This window comes from Micromonospora qiuiae (assembly GCF_016863555.1).
In the GTDB taxonomy this organism is placed as follows: Bacteria; Actinomycetota; Actinomycetes; order Mycobacteriales; family Micromonosporaceae; genus Micromonospora; species Micromonospora qiuiae.
On record NZ_BOPC01000038.1, the window covers coordinates 79,815 to 94,425 of the forward strand.

Sequence of the window (14,611 nt, forward strand, 5' to 3'; positions counted from 1 at the left end):
GCTAGGAGCACTTTGATCAGTCGTCCAATGCATCGACACCGCAGTCTTGATAGCCATAAGCTATGTAGATGCAACTCCATCAGCTGAGGTACTTCGTTGCGGTGGCCGAAGTGCGACATTTCACCCAGGCGGCCGACATCGTCGGCATAACTCAGCCCTCGTTGAGTAAGCAAATTCACGCCCTGGAGGGTGCCCTCGGTGCCCCGCTGTTCGAGCGGGTAAGGGGCAACATCACCCTCACCGCCGCCGGAGAGGTGCTGCTGCCGCTGGCCAAGCGGATCCTCGCCGACGTCGAGACCGCGACCCGTGAGGTGCAGGAGTTGGTCGGCCTGCGGCGCGGCCGGGTCCGACTCGGTGCCACCCCCAGCCTGGCCACCTCGCTCGCGCCGCCGGTGCTGCGCCGGTTCCGCGACGCCCACCCCAGCGTAGATCTGCGGGTGGAAGAGGGCGGCTCCCAGGATCTGGTCCGTGACCTGCTCCGGGGAGATCTGGACCTGGCGCTGATCATAATGCCCGCGCAGGGCACCGATCCGGGGCTGCGCGTCGACCCGATCCTGACCGAGAGCCTGGTCGTCGCCTCGGTCGACCCGCTGCCGACCGCCTCGGCCAGCGGCGAACTGCGGATCACGGACCTGCGCGACCAGCCGCTGGTGATGTTCCGCGAGGGCTACGACCTGCGCGACGCCACGCTCCAGGCGTGCCGGGAGGCCGGATTCGAGCCGCGTCTGTCGGTCGACGGCGGCGAAATGGACGCCGTGCTCAGCTTCGTCGAGGCAGGGCTGGGCGTCGCCCTGGTCCCCGGCTTCGTGGTCGCCCGCCGGCCCGGCATCCGGGTCACCCGGCTCGCCTCGCCCGGCGTACGCCGGACCATCGCGGTGGCCCGTCGCCGCGACGTGGTGCCCACCCACGCCGGCCGCGAACTGCGCCGGATCCTGCTCGAGTACGTCCGGACTGCGATCGAGATCGACGGTTGGGAGCGCGGCCTCCCGTCCGGTTATCGACCCGATGCTTAATTCGTCCTTAAGATGCCGATATCCGCTCCAGCGGCACCCATGTCACATATCGTGAGGTCTTGCACGAGGGCTAGCACCCTCATTTGCCTCTTTTCGAGGCCATACCGGCTGTGCGGTGGTGGGTTCGCGGTGACGACCCATCGGCCACGCAGGTGGCGGCGGGAGAGACGATGATGCGCGGATTCGCGTGGCAGGGAGGCCACATACATGAGGATCCTGGTGACCGGTGGTGCTGGCTTTATCGGGTCGCACTTCACCCGGTGCCTACTGGACGGGCGTTACCTTGGCTTCGAAGGCAGTGCCGTGACAGTGCTGGACAAACTCACGTACGCCAGTGACCGCAGGAGTTTGCCCGCCACGCATCCGCGGTTGACCTTCGTCCGGGGTGACGTCGCCGATGTGTCGTTGCTCCGTGAGGTGGTGCCCGGCCACGACGTCGTGGTGCACTTCGCCGCCGAGTCGCACGTCGACCGGTCGATCGACGATCCCGCGCCGTTCTTCGAAAGCAACGTGATGGGTTCGCACCGACTGATGGCCGAATGCGTACGCAGCGGGGTGAGCCGGGTCGTGCACGTCTCCACCGACGAGGTGTACGGCTCCATCACCGAGGGCTCCTGGGACGAGCGCTGCCCGATGGAGCCCAACTCACCGTACGCGGCCTCCAAGGCCGCGAGTGACTGCGTGGTCCGCTCCTACTGGCGAACCTACGACCTGGACGTGTCGATCACCAGATGCGCCAACAACTACGGGCCGTACCAGCACGTCGAGAAAGTCATTCCACGCTTCGTGACCAACCTGCTCACCGGTCGGGACATCACCCTGCACGGCGACGGCAGCGCGGTGCGGGAGTGGTTGCACGTCGACGACCACTGCCGGGCCATCGCCCTGGTGTTGGCCAAGGGACGCGCCGGTGAGGTCTACAACATCGGTGGCGACGTCGAGCTGACCAACCGGGCCCTGGCCGAGCGGATCCTGCTGTTGGCCGGCGCCGACTGGGACCGGGTGCGGCAGGTCGCCGACCGGAAGGTGCAGGACCAGCGGTACTCGCTCGACTACCGGAAGATCTCCGAAGAGTTGAACTACGAGCCGCGGATCAGATTCGCCGATGGGCTGGCCGAGGTCTTCCAGTGGTACCGGGAGCACCGCGACTGGTGGGCCCCGACGTGCCCGGAGCCCCGCCCGGCGGGCACCGGCCGGGGCCACGCGGTGCCGGAGCTGTCGGTCGGCTGGGAGTTGCCGGTACACGTCGGCTGAACCCTCGGCCCCGCCGGATGTCGCGGTGCGGCGCCGGCCAGCACGGTCTGGTCGGCGTCGCACGGCGAGCGCAGCGGGCTCACCGCCCCTCGGCGTCGTCCATGGCCCGGTAGATGCGCTGCTCGGAGACCGGGTACGGGGTGCCCAGCGCCTGGGCGAAGACGTTCACCCGCAACTCCTCGATCATCCAGCGGATCTGTCGTACGGCGGCGGAGTTCCGTCGCGACGCGGGCAGCGCGGCGAGCATCTCGTCGTACTCCCGCTGGACCACCGCAATGCGGTCCTGCTGAGACTTGTCCCGGGGCGGGTTGCCGGGCAACCGGTCCAGCCGTCGTTCGATCGCGGTCAGGTAGCGCAGCAGGTCAGGCAGGCGGGCGTAGCCGGCCTCGGTGATGAACCCGGCGTGCACCAGGCCGGTGAGCTGGTTGCGGATGTCGGCCAGGGCGGCCACCACGGCCAGGTTCCTCGTCGCGCCGAGCCGCTGCTGCACCGCGTACGCGGCGGCGAGCACCGCCCGGACCCGGTCCATCACCTCCACCACGGTGTCCACCAACCCGGCGCGGACCTTGTCGCGCAGCGCGGCGAAGCCCTCGGCGTCCCAGGCCGGGCCGCCCGCCTCGGCGATCAGCTTGTCGATCGCCGCGCCGGCCGCGTCCTCGATCAGCGCCTGCACCCCGCCGTGCGGGTTGCGCGACAGCGCCAACTTCGCCTCGTTGCTCAGCCTGCCCTGGAGGAACTTCGCCGGCGACGGCACGGTCAGCCGCAGCAGTCGCCGGGTGCCCGCCCAGTGCGCGGCCTCCTGCTCGTCCGCCGAGTCGAAAACCTTCACCCCGACCGTGGCGCCCTCGTCCGTCAGGGCCGGGTACGCGGTCACCGCGTACCCGGCGCGGACCTGTTCGATGGTGCGTGGCAGGGCACCGATGTCCCACGTCGTCAGGCCGGTGCGGGCCACGTCCGGCGCGGCGGCGGCCACCACCTGGCGTACCTCGGCCTTGAGCTGGCGTTGCAGGGCCGGCAGGTCCTTGCCCTCGGCGACCGGTTTGTCGTCCTCGCCGAGCACCCGGAAGGTGACCCGCAGATGCGGCGGCAGTTTGCTCGTGTCCCAGGCGTCCCGCGGCACGGTCACCCCGGTCATCCGGCGCAGCTGCCGGGTCAGCGCGTCCAGCAGCGGCTCCTCGCCGGGCGTGATCGCGGCCAGGGCGGCGCGGGCGTAGTCCGGCACCGGCACGAAGTTGCGCCGCACCGGCTTCGGTAGCGACCGGATCAACGCGACGACGAGTTCCTCGCGGAGCCCGGGCACCTGCCAGTCGAAGCTCTCCGCCGGCACCTGGTTGAGCAGCGGCAGCGGGATGTCCACTGTCACCCCGTCGGCCGGGGTGCCCGGCTCGAACGTGTACGTCACCGGCAGGGCGACCCCGTCGGCACGCCACTGATCCGGGTAGTCGGCCTCGTCGACCCCGCCGCGACCGGCGTTGACCAGCAGCTCCCGGGTGAAGGTGAGCAGCTCCGGCCGCTGGCGGCGGGTCTTCTTCCACCAGCTGTCGAAGTGCCGCCCGGAGACCACTTCGGCGGGAATCCGCTCGTCGTAGAACTGGAAGATCGTCTCGTCGTCGACCAGGATGTCCCGTCGCCGGGCCCGGTTCTCCAGCTCCGCCACCTCGTCCAGCAGCCGCTGGTTGTCCCGCCAGAACTGGTGGTGGGTGGACCAGTCGCCCTCGACCAGCGCGTGCCGGATGAACAGCTCCCGGCTCAGCGCCGGGTCGATCCGGCCGAAGTTCACCTTGCGGGCGGTGACCAGCGGCACGCCGTAGAGAGTGACCTTCTCGTACGCCATCACCGCCGCCTGCTTCTTCTCCCAGTGCGGCTCGCTGTAGCTGCGCTTGACCAGGTGCTGGGCCAGCGGTTCGACCCACTCCGGTTCGATCCGCCCGTTCACCCGGCCCCAGAGCCGGGAGGTCTCCACCAGCTCGGCGGCCATCACCCAGCGCGGTGGCTTCTTGAACAGCGCCGAGCCGGGGAAGATCGCGAATTTTGCCCCCCGGGCGCCGAGGTATTCGTGTTTCTGGGCGTCCTTGAGGCCGATGTGGGAGAGCAGGCCGGGCAGCAGCGACTGGTGCACCCGGGGGGTGTCGATCTCCTCGGGAAGGTCCGCGCCGGCGTGACGTCGTCCGCCGCCGTCGGCGTCGCGCGCCGGTCGTCCACCCCGGCCGGGCTCGGGCGTACGCAGCACCTGGCGCAGCTGGCTGACGATGTCCTGCCACTCGCGGACCCGCAGGTAGTTGAGGTACTCGGCCTTGCACATCCGCCGGAACGCGCTGGAGGACAGCTCCCGCTGCCGTTCGCGCAGGTACCGCCAGAGATTGAGGTACGCGACGAAGTCCGATTCCTTGTCGGCGAAGCGGGCGTGTGCCTGGTCGGCCTGGGCCTGCTTGTCCGCCGGCCGTTCCCGCGGATCCTGGATCGACAACGCGGCGGCGATCACCATCACCTCGGTCGCGCAGCCGTTGCGCTCGCCTTCCAGGACCATCCGGGCCAGGCGCGGGTCGACCGGAAGCTGGGCCAGCCGCCGACCGAGCTGGGTGAGCCGGCGTGCCGGGTCGGTCTGGGTCACATCGAGCGCGCCCAGCTCGTGCAGCAGGTTGACGCCGTCGGTGATGTTGCGGCGGTCCGGCGGGTCGATGAACGGGAAGGCGGCGATGTCGCCGAGACCGATGGCGGTCATCTGGAGGATGACCGAGGCCAGGTTGGTACGCAGGATCTCCGGGTCGGTGAACTCGGGGCGGGATTCGAAGTCCTGCTCGTCGTAGAGCCGGATGCAGATGCCGTCCGAGGTACGCCCACAGCGGCCCTTGCGCTGGTTGGCGCTGGCCTGCGAGACCGGCTCGATGGGCAATCGCTGCACCTTCAGCCGCTGGGAGTAGCGGGAGATGCGGGCGGTGCCGGGGTCCACCACGTACTTGATGCCGGGCACGGTCAGCGAGGTCTCCGCGACGTTGGTGGCCAGCACCACCCGGCGCCCGGAGTGCGGGGCGAAGACCCGGTGCTGTTCGGCGACGCTCAGCCGGGCGTACAGCGGCAGGATCTCGGTGTTTCGCAGCGCCGGACGATTGTCCACCAGCTTGCCGAGCGCCTCGGCGGTGTCCCGGATCTCCCGCTCGCCGCTGAGGAAGACCAGGATGTCGCCGGGACCCTCGGCGGCCAGTTCCTCGACGGCGTCGCCGATGGCCTGGATCTGGTCGCGGACGTTCTCCTCGTCCGCGTCCTCCTCGTCGGCCTCGACGACCTCGATCAGCGGTCGGTAGCGCACCTCGACCGGGTAGGTTCGCCCGGACACCTCGACGATCGGCGCCGGCTCGCCGTCGGGATGCTCGGCGGTCGCCGGACCGGCGAAGTGCTTCGCGAACCGGTCGGTTTCGATGGTCGCCGAGGTGATGATCACCTTGAGGTCGGGCCGGCGGGGAAGCAACTGCTTGAGGTAGCCGAGAATGAAGTCGATGTTCAGGCTGCGCTCGTGCGCCTCGTCGATGATCAACGTGTCGTACTGGTGCAGCATCCGGTCGGTCTGCAACTCGGCCAGCAGAATGCCGTCGGTCATCAGCTTGACCAGGCTCTGCTCGCTGACCTGGTCGGTGAAGCGCACCTTGTAGCCGACCACGTCGCCCAACTCGGTGCCCAGCTCCTCGGCGATCCGGTCGGCGACCGTACGGGCGGCCAGCCGGCGGGGTTGCGTGTGCCCGATCAGCCCCGTGATCCCGCGTCCCAGCTCCAGGCAGATCTTCGGCAGTTGGGTGGTCTTGCCCGAACCGGTCTCGCCGGCCACGATCACCACTTGGTGGTCGCGGATCGCGGCGGCGATGTCGTCCTTGCGTTCGCTGACCGGCAGGGCGGCCGGGTAGGTGATCGCCGGCACGGCAGCCCGGCGCCGCTCCAGCCGGCCCTCGGCCGCGGCCACCTCGGTGGCGATCTCGGTCAGCGCCGCCTCGCGCCGCTGCGGGTCGCGCAACCGGCGAAGTCCGTCGAGCCGTCGCCCCAATCGACGCTGGTCGCGGAACATCAGGCTCGGCAGGCGACGCTGCAGGTCGCGGGCGGTGTCGGACGCGGCGGAGGCGGGTGGATTCTGCATGTCGTCGCCAAGGATAGGCAGCCGGCCCTCGGGTCGCCTCCGGGTTACCCGCGGCAGTCCCCACCGGTCTATCGTTGCTCACCGACCAGGAACGAGCACGGGGACGCCGATGACCATGCGGGACACCGATCGGGCGCTGGTGCAGGCCGCCAGCGCGGTGGCCAAGCTGCGCTGCCGCAGCGCCGCCCACACCCGTGCCACGGCGGCCCGGACCACCGAGGGGCGGATCGTGTCCGGGGTCAACATCCTGCACCCCGCCGCGGGTGCGTGTGCCGAGGTGGTGGTGGTCGGGGCCGCGGTCACCCAGGGCGTGGGTGAGCTGGAGACGATCGTCACGGTCGGCGAACGGGGCCGGATCCTGGTGACTCCCTGCGATGCGTGCCGCCGGCTGCTGGCCGACCACTTCCCGGGACTGCGGATGATCATCGGCCCGGCCGATGATCCGCAGGTCGTGCCGGTGGCCGAGATGCCTGCCGCCATCGATGCCGCAAAGCCGACTGACGAGCCGGAGATCCGCGACCGTTAGCGCGAGCTTGTGCTCGATCCGGGATCGAGTGGCCTTTTTGGTGTCAGAGACCACTCGATCCCGGTTGTCGACTGGCGGGTGCCTCCGGCATGCGGGGGCGAGTGTGTTCCGGTCAGCTCCCGGCGGAGGCGCCGACCAATTCGTTTGCGCCGGAACGGTCCAGGATGTCCAGGATCAGTGTGCGGCAGCGGTCGATTTCGGCGGACGCCTCGTCGAGGCGGGTCACCTCCTTACGCAGCGTCGCCACGAGGTTCTCGCACGGGATGACGCGGGGGCTGGCGTCTACGACGCAAGGCAGCAACAGTTCAACGGTCCGCAAGGGCAGACCCACATTGAGCAGGGCTCTGATCCGGCGCACCCTCTCGACATCCTCCACGGCGTAGTGGCGGTACCCGTTCGCAGTGCGTACGGATCGGAGCAAGCCCTGCTGTTCGTAGTACCGAAGCAATCTGGTGCTGACGCCGGTCCGTTCCGACAATTCGCCGATAAGCAACGCAATCCCCCTCACACAATGCCGCTTGACCTTCACACTACTGTCAAGGCTTACGTTCGCCCCATGAATAGCTACGGTACTGGCCGTACGGCCGTTATCACGCATGGTGTCCAAAGTGTGGCTGATCACTGGGCCGAGGTGGCCGCCCGGCTGCCCGGTCGTACGCTCGTCCCGGATCGCCGGGGCCGTGGGGAAAGCGGGCCGATCGGCGACGACTACGACCTCGCCACCGAGGTGGCGGATCTCAACCAGGTGCTCGACGAGGCCGGTCCGGAGCCGGTGCTGATCGGGCACAGCTACGGCGGCGCGATTGCCCTGTTGACCGCCGCCGAGCGCGACGACCTCGCCGGTCTGGTGCTGTACGAGCCGACGATCCCGGTCGACGGACCGGTCACCGGTGAGGCGCTGGATGTGATCGGCGCGGCGCTCAAAGCGGGCGACCGCAGCACCGCGTTCGCCACGGTACTCACCCAGGTCGTCGGTGACGCTCCCGAGGACGTGGAGAGCTTCCGGACCGGTGACCCGGCCGGCTGGGCGGCGATGCTGGAGCTGATCGACAGCACCTACGCCGAACTCGCCGCGCTGGACCGGCTGGCCTACGACCCGTCGGTGCTGAAGAAGATCAAGGTGCCGACGCTGGTGATCCTCGGCGAGCGGAGCGACCGCGAGGGGTTGGTGTTTGGCCCGGCCGCTCGGGCGCTGGTCGACGGCCTCGACGACGCGGCCCTGGCGGTGCTGCCCGGTCAGGGGCACATCGCGCACGTGCTCGACCCCGAGGCTCTGGCCGACGCGATCAGGCCCGCGCTGAAGGGATTCTGAGCGATGCGGGCAGTGATGCTGTACGAGTACGGCGATCCGGCGCTCCTGCGGGTGGAGGACCGACCGGCGCCCACGGCCGGCCCGCAGCAGATCCTGGTCCGGGTCGCCGCAGCCGCGGTGAATCCGGTGGATCTGCAGGTGCGCTCCGGCGAGAATGCGGCGCACGTCCGTGTACCGTTCCCGATGATCCTCGGCTGGGACCTCGCCGGCACGGTTGTCGAGGTGGGTGCCGGGGTGTCGGCGTTCAAACCGGGCGACCGGGTGGTCGCGATGTCGGCGCAGATGGCGACCGGAGTCGGCACATATGCCGAACTGGTCGCGCTGGACGCGGCGCTGGCCGCCCCGGCGCCCGGTAGCGTACCGCTGGCGCACGCGGCGGCCCTGCCGTTGGCTGGTCTGACCGCCGAGCAGGCCTTGGACGCGCTGGACCTGCCGGCGGGCCGGACCATCCTGGTGACCGGGGCGGCGGGTTCGGTGGGTGGCTTTGTGGTGGAGTTGGCCCGGATGCGCAGCCTGGAGGTGATCGCGCACGGCCGGCCCGGTGACACCGGGACGGTCAGCGAGATCCCGACCGGCGTGGCGGACGGGTGGATTGACACCGCGGGCCTGCCTGAGGCGATCAAGGGAGTGCGGGACGGCGGCCGGGTCGTGTCCATCGTGCCGACCGCTGCACCGGTCGCCGAGCGCGGCATCGAGGTGCGGATGTCCTTCGTCGAACAGGACGGCCTCCGGCTCGCGCACCTCAGCAAGCTCGTCGACGAGGGCGTGCTCACGATCCGGGTGGGCGAGGTGTTCGACTTCGCCGAGGCCCCGGTGGCCCATGCCCGGCTTGCCGCCGGTGGCAGTCGGGGCAAACTGTTGCTCACTCCCTGAGGATCGATCATGCCGCTTCCCCTGTTCGCGTTGATGCTGTGCGTATTCAGCGTCGGCACCGCCGAGTCGGTGATCGCCGGGATCCTGCCGCAGATCGCGGGGGACCTGGGGGTTTCGGTGCCTGCGGTCGGGCTGCTGGTGTCCGGCTACGCCCTGACCGTCGTGGTGGGCGGTCCGTTCGTCACCCTGCTGACCGGGCGGATACCGCGAAAGACGCTGGTGGTCGGCCTGATCGGCGTCTTTGTGCTGGGAAATCTGATCGCGGCGGTCGCCGACGATTATTCGATGTTGCTGTTGGGGCGGGTGGTATCGGCACTCGCGCACTGCACGATGTTTGCCGTGTGCATCGTGATCGCCAATGGTCTGGTCGGCGCCGGCCGACAGGGATCGGCGGTGGCCAGGGTTGCGCTCGGTCTGAATCTTGCGACAGTCGCCGGCGTGCCGATCGGGACGGTGCTCGGGCAGGAGTTTGGCTGGCGTTCGACATTCTGGGCGGTCCTGCTGATGAGTGTTGTGTCGGCGCTGCTTGTTGTCCTATTCGTGCCGGCCGTACCGGGGCCGTCGAGCGCGGGCGCGATCGGTGAACTCGCTGTTCTGCGGGACCGGCGGGTGCGTTTGGCCATCATGATGACCGTTTTTGCCAGCGCCGGTGCTTTCGCGGCGTACACGTTTATCGCGCCATTGCTCACTGAGGTCGGCGGGTTTGGGCCGGTTGCGCTTACGGTGCTGTTGTTCGTGTTTGGCGGCGGGTCGATTGTCGGCAATCTCGTCGGCGGTCGACTCGTCGACCGGGCCCTGCTGCCCGCCCTGGTGTCGACGGTTGCGGCCTTGACGCTGTCCCTGCTGTTCCTGGCGGTGGCGGCTTCGGTGCGCCCACTGGCGGCGCTGGCGGTGCTGCTCTTCGGCGCCAGCTATTTCTCGATCATCCCAGCGTTGCAGGCCCGCATCATGACGGCGGCCGGTGCCCGGGCCCCGACTCTCGCGCTCGCCGTCAACATCTCGGCCTTCAACATCGGAATCGGCGGCGGGGCATGGCTCGGTGGCCGCGTCATCGACGCCGGACTCGGTTACCGGGTCGTGGTTCTGGTGGGTGCCGCAGTGGTCGTGGTCAGCGTGTTCATCGCGATCCGGGAATTGATGGCCGCGCGAAATCGGGACACATCGCCGGTGGCTCGGAAAACCGAGCTGGTTTAACACCTGCAGTAGGTTTGATTAACCTGGTTGCAATATTCGGTTCGGAAAGCTTGGGTAAGCCCTTTGGGTGGGCTTGCCCATCTTTCCGTGTCTTCACGATTTGGCCAGGGAAAAAGCTGTGAGCCAATGCACACAGTGTTGTAGGTGGCATTGCGGCATGTAAATATTGGCTCGCCCGAACGAAGAAACAATCCAGTTCGGATTCGATGTTCTGTCTGTCCTGTCAGTCATTCAAGCCTGGGGTGACTCATGTCTATCAACTTGGCGGACCGGGGGGTCGTAAGGTCCGAATCCGGACTTTACGTCTACAGCGAACAGGTCGACTCCTGGGTGGTTAGGACGCAGAAGCCGGTCAGCTACGAGATCCGGTTCGTCGACGACGTGCTCGACCCGCGCCGACGGGACCTGGTCGACTTCGGCGGCCGGACCGACGGCCGGCTGCGCCGGTTCGTGGTGGTCGACAGCAAGGTCGACCTACTGCACGGAGACCGGATCCGCGCCTACTTCGATCAGCACGGCGCCGAGTGCGCACTGTCGGTCGTGCCGGCCGACGAGACGGTGAAGGACTTCGAGACCGCCGCCCGAATCGTGCGGGAGATCGACGAGTTCGGCATCAACCGGCGGACCGAGCCGATCATCGTCTTCGGCGGCGGCGTCCTGATGGACATCGTCGGCCTGGTAGGCAGCCTCTACCGGCGGGGTACCCCGTTCGTCCGGGTGCCCACCACGCTGATCGGCCTGGTCGACGCCGGTGTCGGGGCGAAGACCGGGGTGAACTTCAACGGTCACAAGAACCGCCTGGGCACCTATTTCCCGGCCGACCTGACCCTCCTGGACCGGTCGTTCCTCGGCACGGTCGACCGCCGGCACATCGGTAACGGCCTCGCCGAGATTCTGAAGATCGCCCTGATCAAGGATCTGCGGTTGTTCGAGCTTCTCGAGGAGCACGGCCCGGAACTGCTCGGCAACAAGTTCCAGGGCCACAACCGCGCCGGTGACATCGTGCTGCGCCGCGCCATCCACGGAATGCTGGAAGAGCTGCAGCCCAACCTCTGGGAGGCCACCCTGGAGCGTTGTGTCGACTACGGACACACGTTCAGCCCGACCGTCGAGATGCACGCGCTTCCCGCGTTGCTGCACGGTGAGGCGGTATGCGTCGACATGGCGCTGACCACCGTCATGGCCACCCGACGCGGCCTGATGACCGAGGCGGAATGCCACCGGGTGTTCGAGGTCATGCGCCGGCTGGAGCTGCCGAGCTGGGACCCGCACCTGCGTTCCGACCTGCTGGTGAAGGCACTGCAGGACACCGTCCGACACCGCGACGGCCTGCAGCGGCTGCCGCTGCCGGTGGGTATCGGAGACGTCACGTTCGTCAACGACGTCACCGCCGAGGAGATCGCCGCCGCGGTCGAGAACCAGCGCGTGATCGGCACCGCCCGCAATGTCTGACCAGCTCATCGTCACGGACGTCGAAGGTGTCACCGACATCTTCGGCGTCCATGGCGCCACCGGAGTGAGTCACTGGAAGTGCCTGGCCAGCCGGCGTCACCTGCACGGCGACTGGGAGGCGGTGGAGCTGGCCCGGGTGCCACCGGGCGGGTTGTCCGGCGAACACCGGCACACCCGGACCGAGGAGATCTACTACGTCGTCGCCGGTGAGGGCGAGATGTTGCTCGACGGCACCGGCCACCGCGTCGGTGCCGGATCGGTGGTGCTGACCGGCTTGGGCACGATTCACGGGCTGCGCAACACCGGCACCACCGACCTGGACTGGATCACCGTCGAGGTGCGCGTCCCGCACCCCGTGAGCCCCTTGGAGGAGAAGGTGAACGCACGCATCCACGACCTGAAGGCGGAGGGTGAGCTGGACACCACCGCGTTCTTCACCGGGCCGCTGCGGCAGGTGGCGGTACGGACGATGGCCGCCGACACCGAGCTTTCCCTGCACGCCGTCGGGGTGGAACACGCGGTATTCGTGCTCGCTGGCTCCGGCAAGGCCGACGCCGTCGAGTTGCGCCCCGGGGTCGCGGTGACCCTGCCGCTGGGCACCGGCGCGCAGGTCTCCGCCGGCCCGGAGGGGCTGGAGTTCTTCCACGTGGTACTGGTCGCGCCCCGGTCGAGGAGCCAGCGATGATCGTCAACCACTGGGACGTTCCGGGCCGGGTGGGCGACTCCATGACCTGGCGCTGCCTGGCCCGGCGCGGGATGCTGCACAGCGAGACCGAGTCGTTCGACCAGCTTCGGCTGCGCCCGGGAACGGAGCTGGTGCACGACCCGGCCGACGCGGTCGAGGAACTGCTGTATGTCGTCTCCGGCTCCGGGCGTGCCGAGGACCGGCCACTGACGCCGGGGTCCGTCGTACTCGCGCCCCACGACCGCCGAGTCGTCGTCACCGCCGCCGCCGACGACGAGCTGGAGCTGCTCGTGGTCCGGACGATGCCGGCCGAGGTGAGCGACGCGCTGCCGGCCAGGGTGCCGCAACTGCCCGACTGGCCGGTCGGCACGATGCGGGCGGCGGCGATCCTGGGGCAGCACGAGGTGTCGGTGATCGACGCGCCGATCCCGGCGCCGCGGCCGGGACAGGTGCTCGTCGCGCCGCTCGTCGTCGGACTCTGCGGCACGGACCTCGAACTGCTGCACGGCACGGCCACCTACGTCCGCGACGGCCGCACCACTTTCCCGCACGTGTTCGGCCACGAGTGGGTCGGGCGGGTGGTGGCGGTGGCGGACGGCGCCAACCCGAGGATCAAGCCGGGCGATCGGGTGGTCGGGCACACGATGCTGCCGTGCGGGCAATGCCGGTCCTGTCAGCGTGGCGTGCGCAACGGCTGCGCGGCGCTGCGCGAGGTCGGCCTGTACGACCAGCAGGGTGCCGCGGCCGAGTACATCAGCATGCCCGCGCACGAGCTCACCCTGGTGCCGCACGAGGTCGGCGACCGGGCTGCGGCGCTGGTCGAGCCCGCGGTGACGGTACTGGGTGGCTTCGAGCGGGCCCACGTCACGCCGGGGGACCGGGTACTGGTGCTCGGCACCGGCACGATCGGGTTGCTGGCGGTGCAGCTGGCCGCGCGCACCGCCGGGGTGGTCGACGTGGTCGGCGTTGCCGACGGCGGCCTGGAGCTGGCCCGGGCGTACGGTGCGCGCCGTGCCTTCCGGCCCGGGCAGGCGCCCTCAGGCGGGTACGACGTGGTGGTCGAGGCGTCCGGAGCGAGCCCGGCGTTCGCCGAGGCGCTGCGGGCGGTCGACATCGGCGGCCGGGTCTGCGCCATCGGGGTGCCGGCCGCGCCGGTCGACCGGGTGGACGCCGCCGACCTGGTGTTGCGTGGCATCAGCGTGCACGGCATCCGGCACGGTCTGGACCACTACGAGCGGGCGCTGGCGCTGTTCGCAGGTGGTGTGCTGACCGAGGCCGGCATGATCACGGATCCGTTCCCGTTGGCCGACGTGGCCCGGGCGTTCACCGAGCTGGAGAACGCCGATCGCAAATACCCCAAGGTCGCTCTGGTTGTGGAGGATTAAGATGTCGCGTTCCATTGCCGTCGTCACCGGCGCCAGCTCGGGCATCGGTGCACAGATCGCGAAGGCGCTCGGCGCGGCCGGGCACGACGTACTGCTGGGCTACGGCACGAACGCCGCCGCAGCGAAGAGTCTCGCCGACCGGATCGCCGCCGACCACGGGGTGCGTACCGGCCTGGTGGCTCTGGATCTGACCGATCCGGCGCTGGCCGGCGACCAGTTCACCTCGGCCGTCGACACGTTCGGCGGGATTGACGTGCTGGTCAACAACGCCGGTGTGAACCGGCGGGCCGAGGCCGTCGACGAGACGATCGAGGACTGGCGGCGGGTGCTGGAGGTCAACCTCACCAGCCCGTTCGTGCTGGCGAAGCTGGCCGCCCAGCGAATGCTCGCGCAGGGACGGGGCGGCCGGATCATCAACGTCACCAGCTGCCACGAGCACTACCCGATCAGCGGAGGGTCGACGTACTGCGTGAGCAAGGCCGGGCTCGGCATGCTCACCAAGGTGATGGCGCTGGAACTCGCCGGCGCCGGCATCACCGTCAACGCGGTGGCTCCCGGCGAGACGGCCACCCCGATGAACGGCGTCCCCGACGGGATGGACGCCACCGACATCCACCGGCCCGCCATCCCGGCCGGCCGTCCGGGCCGCCCGGCCGAGGTAGCGGCGCTGGTCGCGCACCTCGCGTCGCCGTCGGCCGCCTACACCACCGGAAGCTCAGTGATCATCGACGGTGGGCTCGGGCTCACCGCCGCCGAGGCCAACGCCCAGCGGGCGGGCCAGATCTGAGGAGGAG

12 protein-coding genes are annotated in these 14,611 nt (G+C 69.4%); 10 read left to right on the forward strand and 2 right to left on the reverse strand.

The window, feature by feature from the left end:
- Nucleotides 1-68: 68 nt before the first annotated feature.
- The gene (locus Vqi01_RS15135) at nt 69-1,013 is read left to right on the forward strand and encodes a LysR family transcriptional regulator (protein ID WP_204035426.1); all 945 of its coding nucleotides are present in this window, start codon (nt 69-71) and stop codon (nt 1,011-1,013) included.
- Nucleotides 1,014-1,220: 207 nt separating this feature from the next.
- Nucleotides 1,221-2,267, forward strand: a complete 1,047-nt coding sequence (rfbB, locus tag Vqi01_RS15140; protein WP_204035427.1) for a dTDP-glucose 4,6-dehydratase — start codon at nt 1,221-1,223, stop codon at nt 2,265-2,267.
- Nucleotides 2,268-2,346: 79 nt separating this feature from the next.
- Here the strand turns inward: rfbB and hrpA are convergent, their stop codons facing one another.
- On the reverse strand, nt 2,347-6,390 hold the full coding sequence (hrpA, locus tag Vqi01_RS15145) for an ATP-dependent RNA helicase HrpA (protein ID WP_204035428.1): 4,044 nt from the start codon (nt 6,388-6,390) through the stop codon (nt 2,347-2,349).
- A 109-nt stretch (nt 6,391-6,499) separates the two neighbouring features.
- On the opposite strand from hrpA, the gene Vqi01_RS15150 reads away from it, so the two are divergent.
- The gene (locus tag Vqi01_RS15150; protein WP_204035429.1) at nt 6,500-6,916 is read left to right on the forward strand and encodes a cytidine/deoxycytidylate deaminase family protein; all 417 of its coding nucleotides are present in this window, start codon (nt 6,500-6,502) and stop codon (nt 6,914-6,916) included.
- A gap of 112 nt (nt 6,917-7,028) precedes the next feature.
- Here the strand turns inward: Vqi01_RS15150 and Vqi01_RS15155 are convergent, their stop codons facing one another.
- Nucleotides 7,029-7,514 carry a MerR family transcriptional regulator gene (locus tag Vqi01_RS15155; RefSeq protein ID WP_239098416.1) on the reverse strand — a complete coding sequence of 162 codons (486 nt, stop codon included), beginning with the start codon at nt 7,512-7,514 and terminating at the stop codon, nt 7,029-7,031.
- Here Vqi01_RS15155 and Vqi01_RS15160 point away from each other — a divergent pair.
- The 7 genes from Vqi01_RS15160 (at nt 7,473) to Vqi01_RS15190 (ending at nt 14,604) form a co-directional block, all read left to right on the forward strand.
- Nucleotides 7,473-8,228 (forward strand): alpha/beta fold hydrolase, encoded by a 756-nt coding sequence (locus tag Vqi01_RS15160; RefSeq protein WP_275408813.1) that lies wholly within the window; start codon nt 7,473-7,475, stop codon nt 8,226-8,228. The two genes, Vqi01_RS15155 and Vqi01_RS15160, sit on opposite strands and share 42 nt — an antisense overlap.
- A 3-nt stretch (nt 8,229-8,231) precedes the next feature.
- Nucleotides 8,232-9,101: an NADP-dependent oxidoreductase gene (locus tag Vqi01_RS15165; RefSeq protein ID WP_204035431.1), complete on the forward strand. Its 870-nt coding sequence runs from the start codon at nt 8,232-8,234 to the stop codon at nt 9,099-9,101.
- A 9-nt stretch (nt 9,102-9,110) separates the two neighbouring features.
- Entirely contained in the window at nt 9,111-10,295 is a 1,185-nt protein-coding gene (locus tag Vqi01_RS15170) for an MFS transporter (RefSeq protein WP_204035432.1), read from the forward strand.
- 249 nt (nt 10,296-10,544) lie between these two features.
- Nucleotides 10,545-11,747 (forward strand): sedoheptulose 7-phosphate cyclase, encoded by a 1,203-nt coding sequence (locus Vqi01_RS15175; RefSeq protein WP_204035433.1) that lies wholly within the window; start codon nt 10,545-10,547, stop codon nt 11,745-11,747.
- Nucleotides 11,740-12,432 carry a cupin domain-containing protein gene (locus Vqi01_RS15180; protein ID WP_204035434.1) on the forward strand — a complete coding sequence of 231 codons (693 nt, stop codon included), beginning with the start codon at nt 11,740-11,742 and terminating at the stop codon, nt 12,430-12,432. Before Vqi01_RS15175 ends, Vqi01_RS15180 begins: the two co-directional genes overlap by 8 nt.
- Nucleotides 12,429-13,817, forward strand: coding sequence for an alcohol dehydrogenase catalytic domain-containing protein (locus Vqi01_RS15185; RefSeq protein WP_204035435.1), 1,389 nt, complete (start codon nt 12,429-12,431; stop codon nt 13,815-13,817). The genes Vqi01_RS15180 and Vqi01_RS15185 overlap by 4 nt, the downstream gene beginning before the upstream one ends.
- Nucleotide 13,818: 1 nt before the next feature.
- Nucleotides 13,819-14,604 (forward strand): SDR family oxidoreductase, encoded by a 786-nt coding sequence (locus Vqi01_RS15190; RefSeq protein ID WP_204035436.1) that lies wholly within the window; start codon nt 13,819-13,821, stop codon nt 14,602-14,604.
- The last annotated feature ends 7 nt before the right edge of the window (nt 14,605-14,611 follow it).

Excerpts from the sequence above, each read along its gene's own strand:
- Vqi01_RS15135 (WP_204035426.1), top strand. The coding sequence starts at position 69 with ATGCAACTCCATCAGCTGAGGTACTTCGTTGCGGTGGCCGAAGTGCGA.
- rfbB (WP_204035427.1), top strand. The coding sequence starts at position 1,221 with ATGAGGATCCTGGTGACCGGTGGTGCTGGCTTTATCGGGTCGCACTTC.
- hrpA (WP_204035428.1), bottom strand. The coding sequence starts at position 6,390 with ATGCAGAATCCACCCGCCTCCGCCGCGTCCGACACCGCCCGCGACCTG.
- Vqi01_RS15150 (WP_204035429.1), top strand. The coding sequence starts at position 6,500 with ATGACCATGCGGGACACCGATCGGGCGCTGGTGCAGGCCGCCAGCGCG.
- Vqi01_RS15160 (WP_275408813.1), top strand. The coding sequence starts at position 7,473 with ATGAATAGCTACGGTACTGGCCGTACGGCCGTTATCACGCATGGTGTC.
- Vqi01_RS15155 (WP_239098416.1), bottom strand. The coding sequence starts at position 7,514 with ATGCGTGATAACGGCCGTACGGCCAGTACCGTAGCTATTCATGGGGCG.
- Vqi01_RS15165 (WP_204035431.1), top strand. The coding sequence starts at position 8,232 with ATGCGGGCAGTGATGCTGTACGAGTACGGCGATCCGGCGCTCCTGCGG.
- Vqi01_RS15170 (WP_204035432.1), top strand. The coding sequence starts at position 9,111 with ATGCCGCTTCCCCTGTTCGCGTTGATGCTGTGCGTATTCAGCGTCGGC.
- Vqi01_RS15175 (WP_204035433.1), top strand. The coding sequence starts at position 10,545 with ATGTCTATCAACTTGGCGGACCGGGGGGTCGTAAGGTCCGAATCCGGA.
- Vqi01_RS15180 (WP_204035434.1), top strand. The coding sequence starts at position 11,740 with ATGTCTGACCAGCTCATCGTCACGGACGTCGAAGGTGTCACCGACATC.
- Vqi01_RS15185 (WP_204035435.1), top strand. The coding sequence starts at position 12,429 with ATGATCGTCAACCACTGGGACGTTCCGGGCCGGGTGGGCGACTCCATG.
- Vqi01_RS15190 (WP_204035436.1), top strand. The coding sequence starts at position 13,819 with ATGTCGCGTTCCATTGCCGTCGTCACCGGCGCCAGCTCGGGCATCGGT.